The following is a 4,317-nucleotide window of genomic DNA, read 5'->3' on the forward strand; positions in this document are numbered from 1 at the left end:
AGCGGAAACATCGGCTTCCGACAATGCGCCGCGGCCGGTCAGTCCATTCAATATGGAACCAAGGCGGTCCTGGAGGCTCTCGAACATTCTCACTTCCTTCTGGTTTCCGGTGGCGATCAACTCGCCGGAAACGTGGGTTCCCTCGCCCGGAAAACAAGGCGCAAAGCCAAAAACCACCCGAGGGCGCCACGCGCTGTCGGGTGTTGACCTCCGGGTTCTCTTTATACATTTACGGGACCCGGTCGGTGGCTTCGAAGACTTGAGCTTGCGAAGGAATTGGGCGGGATAAACAGGAAAGCGCGGCAAAAGTCAAGGACAACAGGCAAATACGCGGTCAGGCCCCTTCGTCCTGCCCTTCGTCGAGCGCGCCTGCCAGCTGCTCGAAGGCGGTCGCCACGCGCGTCATCACCCTCAGCGCCGCCACGGCCTCCGTCTGGTTGATGTCGCCAAGCATGGCGTGAAGCAACTCCACCTCGCGGCGATGGATCTCCTCAAACAGATCACGCCCGGCGGCCGTCGGCGCGCAGAGATAGGCGCGCCGATGCTCAGGGTTAGGCTGCTTCTCCAGCAAGTGCTTGTCGATCAGCCCATTGACGACGCGCAGCACGAACTGCCGCTTCATCGAAAGGCGTCGCCCGGCCTCCGGCACGGTCAGGGTTTCCTCGCAAAAAAGCTCCAGAACCGCGCGCTCCGCCACCGATATGCCGGCGCCATCGAGCATGTGTTCGGCTGAACGCTGCATGTTGAGATGGATGGAGCGGACCAGCTTGAGGGTCTTGTAGAGGCGTTCGTGCGGGTCGAATCGAACTAGCATGAGACCGAAGATAGCAATCCGGTTGCCGTCTTCAAGAAATTGTTAAGCCCCGGCCTTCCAGCGCGGGCAAAGACGCCCCATCTCACGAAGTCACGGACATCGCACGAAAAGGCTGCGCATGAAGAAGACGCCGAATCCCTATTATCAGGGACCCGCCTCCGATCATTTCGACGGCACCCGCTTCTTCAACCCCGGCGGCAAGGCGCCGAAGGGTGCTGCCGATCTCTTGCGCTGGCAGTTCGGCGGCGGCAAGGTTCGCTGGCCGACGCACAATCCAAGCCCGTTCGCACCGGTCAGACCCGAGGCGAGCGTCGAAGGCGAGCGACTGCGCGTGACGATGGTCGGCCATGCAACGTTGCTGATCCAGGTTCATGGCGTCAACATCCTGACCGACCCCGTCTGGTCGCATCGCGCCAGCCCATTTGCCTTTGCCGGCCCACAGCGGCGCAACGCGCCCGGCATCGAGCTCGACGACCTGCCGCCGATCGACATCGTGCTCGTCACCCATAATCATTATGACCACCTTGATGTCGAGACGATGGCGGCGCTTCACGAGGAACACGGCCCGCGGATCGTCACGCCGCTCGGCAACGACACGATCATCCGCCGCACCGTTCCAGATGCCGAGATCACGGTGGTCGACTGGAACGACCAGGTGGATTTCGGCGACGGTATCATCCTTCACGCCGAGCCCTGCCACCACTGGTCGGCCCGCGGTTCGCGCGACAGGCGCATGGCGCTGTGGGCCGCCTTCGTGGTGGAGACGCCGGCCGGCAAGATCTATCATGTCGGCGACACCGGCTTTCACGACGGCATCAACTATCGGGCAGCGCGGGAGAAACACGGGCCCTTCCGCCTCGCGAACCTTCCCTTCGGAGCCTATGAGCCGCGCTGGTTCATGCAGGACCAGCATCAGAACCCGGAAGAAGCCGTGCGCGGCATGATCGACTGTGACGCAGCCCACGTGGCCGGCCACCACTGGGGCACGTTCCGCCTGACCGACGAAGGCGTCGACGAGCCGCGGCTGGCGCTCGAGCGGGCGCTCGACGCAGCCGGTATCGCCCGCAGCCGTTTCCGGCCGATGCGCCCCGGCGAAGTCTTCGATGTTCCAGCCGCCATAGCGGCCAGCGCTCAGGGAACCGAACGAACGCGGCACTGGTAATTTCCGGGCTTTTCGGCCATATACTGCCCCGAATGAAGGGTGCCCTGCTTGAAGCGGGCCGTTTTGGACAATCGCCACATGACCGACAGCGTGCCATTTGCCAGGATGAACGGGCTTGGAAACAAGATCCTGGTCGTCGACATGCGCGGTCGGAAGGATCGGGTGACGCCGGCAGCGGCGATCGCGCTCAATGCAAATCCCGCAACCGCCTTCGACCAGATCATGGCGATCCACGACCCGAAGGCCGAAGGCACCGACGCCTGGATCGACATCCTCAATTGCGACGGCTCCATGGCCCAGGCCTGCGGCAACGGCACCCGCTGCGTCGTCCAGGCGCTGGCCGCTGAGACCGGCAAGAAGGCCTTCACCTTCCAGACCATCGCCGGCATCCTCAACGCGAAGGAGCACGCGGACGGCACGATATCGGTCGACATGGGCACGCCGGTCTTTGCCTGGGACAGGATCCCGCTTGCCGAGGAATTTGCCGATACCAGCCGCATCGAGCTGCAGATCGGACCGATCGACAATCCCGTCCTGCATTCGCCCTCGGCCATGTCGATGGGCAATCCGCATGCAATCTTCTGGGTCGACAGGGATCCGATGTCCTTCGATCTCGATCGTTTCGGCCCGCTGCTTGAAAACCATCCGATGTTTCCGGAGCGCGCCAACATCACGCTGGCGCAGGTGCTTTCCCCCGCATCGCTGCGCACCCGCACCTGGGAACGCGGCGCCGGGCTGACGCTTGCCTGCGGCTCGGCGGCGTGCGCCGCCGCCGTCAGCGCCGCGCGCACCGGTCGAACCGGCCGCACGGTGACGATCGACGTCTCCTCCGCCCCCGCCCCGGCCAAATTGACCATCGAATGGCGCGAGCGCGACGACCATGTGGTCATGACCGGCCCCGCCGAATGGGAATGGTCCGGCACGCTCAACCCTGGGACCGGCAGCTGGCAGCGCGACGAAGCCGAGACCGGCGGAGCCCGGGCGCTTTGAGCGGCGTCGAGGTCATAACCTTCGGCTGCCGTCTCAACACCTACGAATCCGAAGTGATGCGGGCGGAAGCCGAGAAGGCGGGGCTTAACAACGCCATCCTCGTCAACACCTGCGCCGTCACCGGCGAGGCGGTACGACAGGCGCGACAGGCGATCCGCCGCGCGCGCCGCGACAATCCGCATGCCCGCATCATCGTCACCGGCTGCGCCGCGCAGACCGAGAAGCAAACCTTTGCCGAAATGGCCGAGGTCGACGCCGTGCTCGGCAACGAGGAGAAGCTCAAGAGCGCCTCCTACCGGTCGCTTCCCGATTTCGGGGTCTCGGCGGAAGAGAAGCTGCGCGTCAACGACATCATGAGCGTGCGCGCCACGGCGCCGCAGATGGTCAAGCACATCGACGGCCACGTGCGCGCCTTCATTCAGGTGCAGAACGGCTGCGACCACCGCTGTACCTTCTGCATCATCCCCTATGGCCGCGGCAATTCCCGCTCCGTGCCGATGGGTGCTGTGGTCGATCAGGCGCGCAGGCTGGTCGAGAGCGGTTACTGCGAGATCGTGCTGACCGGCGTCGATGCGACCAGCTACGGCGCCGACCTGCCGGGCACGCCGACGCTCGGCCTGCTGGCAAAGACGCTTTTGAAGCAGGTGCCGGGGATCCGTCGCCTGCGCTTGTCCTCGATCGACGGCATCGAGGCCGACAGCCATCTCTTCGACCTGATCGCCGACGAGGCGCGCTTCATGCCGCATCTGCACCTGTCGCTGCAACATGGCGACGACATGATCCTCAAGCGCATGAAGCGGCGCCATTCGGCCGCCGACGCCCGCGCCTTTACAGATGAAGTCCGCCGTCTGCGGCCCGATATCAGCCTCGGCGCCGACATGATCGCCGGGTTTCCGACCGAAACCGAAGAGATGTTCAAGAATGCCGCGCGTCTCGCCGAGGATTGCGGCATCGCGCATCTGCACGTCTTCCCCTATAGCCCTCGGCCCGGCACGCCGGCGGCACGCATGCCGCAGCTCGACCGCGGCCTCGTCAAGGACCGCGCTGCACGCCTGCGCGCGGTCGGTGGCACACTCTACGCTCGCCATCTCGATCGCCTTGTCGGAAGCGAGCAGACGATCCTGGTCGAGAACAACGGGCTCGCCCACACCGAGAACTTCACGCTCGTCGATGCCGCCGGCCTTACACCGCGCGCGCTTGTCCCGGTCTCAATCACCGGCCACAATGGCAAGCATCTGACGATGCAGGTAAAACAGATGGCTGCGGCCTGATTTATGCGGAATTCCTGAATGGCAATGGGTTTCATCAAGAGGATCTTCACCTTCGGCAAGAGCGAGGTGGAGGAAACGAA

At 64.3% G+C, this 4,317-nt stretch carries 4 protein-coding genes and 1 pseudogene; 3 read left to right on the forward strand and 2 right to left on the reverse strand.

The genetic code is table 11. The annotated features are described in order from the left end of the window. Both VGO12_RS16035 and VGO12_RS16040 read right to left on the reverse strand, forming a co-directional pair. Positions 1-225, reverse strand: a pseudogene (locus VGO12_RS16035) (signal recognition particle protein); the annotation flags it as partial. A 109-nt stretch (positions 226-334) separates the two neighbouring features. Continuing rightward, the gene (locus tag VGO12_RS16040; protein WP_327513738.1) at positions 335-814 is read right to left on the reverse strand and encodes a MarR family winged helix-turn-helix transcriptional regulator; all 480 of its coding nucleotides are present in this window, start codon (positions 812-814) and stop codon (positions 335-337) included. Positions 815-932: 118 nt separating this feature from the next. Here VGO12_RS16040 and VGO12_RS16045 point away from each other — a divergent pair, with 118 nt between their 5' ends. The 3 genes from VGO12_RS16045 (at position 933) to mtaB (ending at position 4,237) form a co-directional block, all read left to right on the forward strand. Next, positions 933-1,976, forward strand: coding sequence for an MBL fold metallo-hydrolase (locus VGO12_RS16045; protein ID WP_327513739.1), 1,044 nt, complete (start codon positions 933-935; stop codon positions 1,974-1,976). Positions 1,977-2,054: 78 nt separating this feature from the next. Beyond that, positions 2,055-2,966: a diaminopimelate epimerase gene (gene dapF, locus VGO12_RS16050; protein ID WP_327513740.1), complete on the forward strand. Its 912-nt coding sequence runs from the start codon at positions 2,055-2,057 to the stop codon at positions 2,964-2,966. After that, positions 2,963-4,237 carry a tRNA (N(6)-L-threonylcarbamoyladenosine(37)-C(2))-methylthiotransferase MtaB gene (gene mtaB, locus VGO12_RS16055; protein WP_327513741.1) on the forward strand — a complete coding sequence of 425 codons (1,275 nt, stop codon included), beginning with the start codon at positions 2,963-2,965 and terminating at the stop codon, positions 4,235-4,237. Before dapF ends, mtaB begins: the two co-directional genes overlap by 4 nt. Positions 4,238-4,317: the final 80 nt, after the last annotated feature.

Origin of the sequence: Ensifer sp., assembly GCF_035999135.1 — a bacterium.
Taxonomy (GTDB): Bacteria; Pseudomonadota; Alphaproteobacteria; order Rhizobiales; family Rhizobiaceae; genus Ensifer.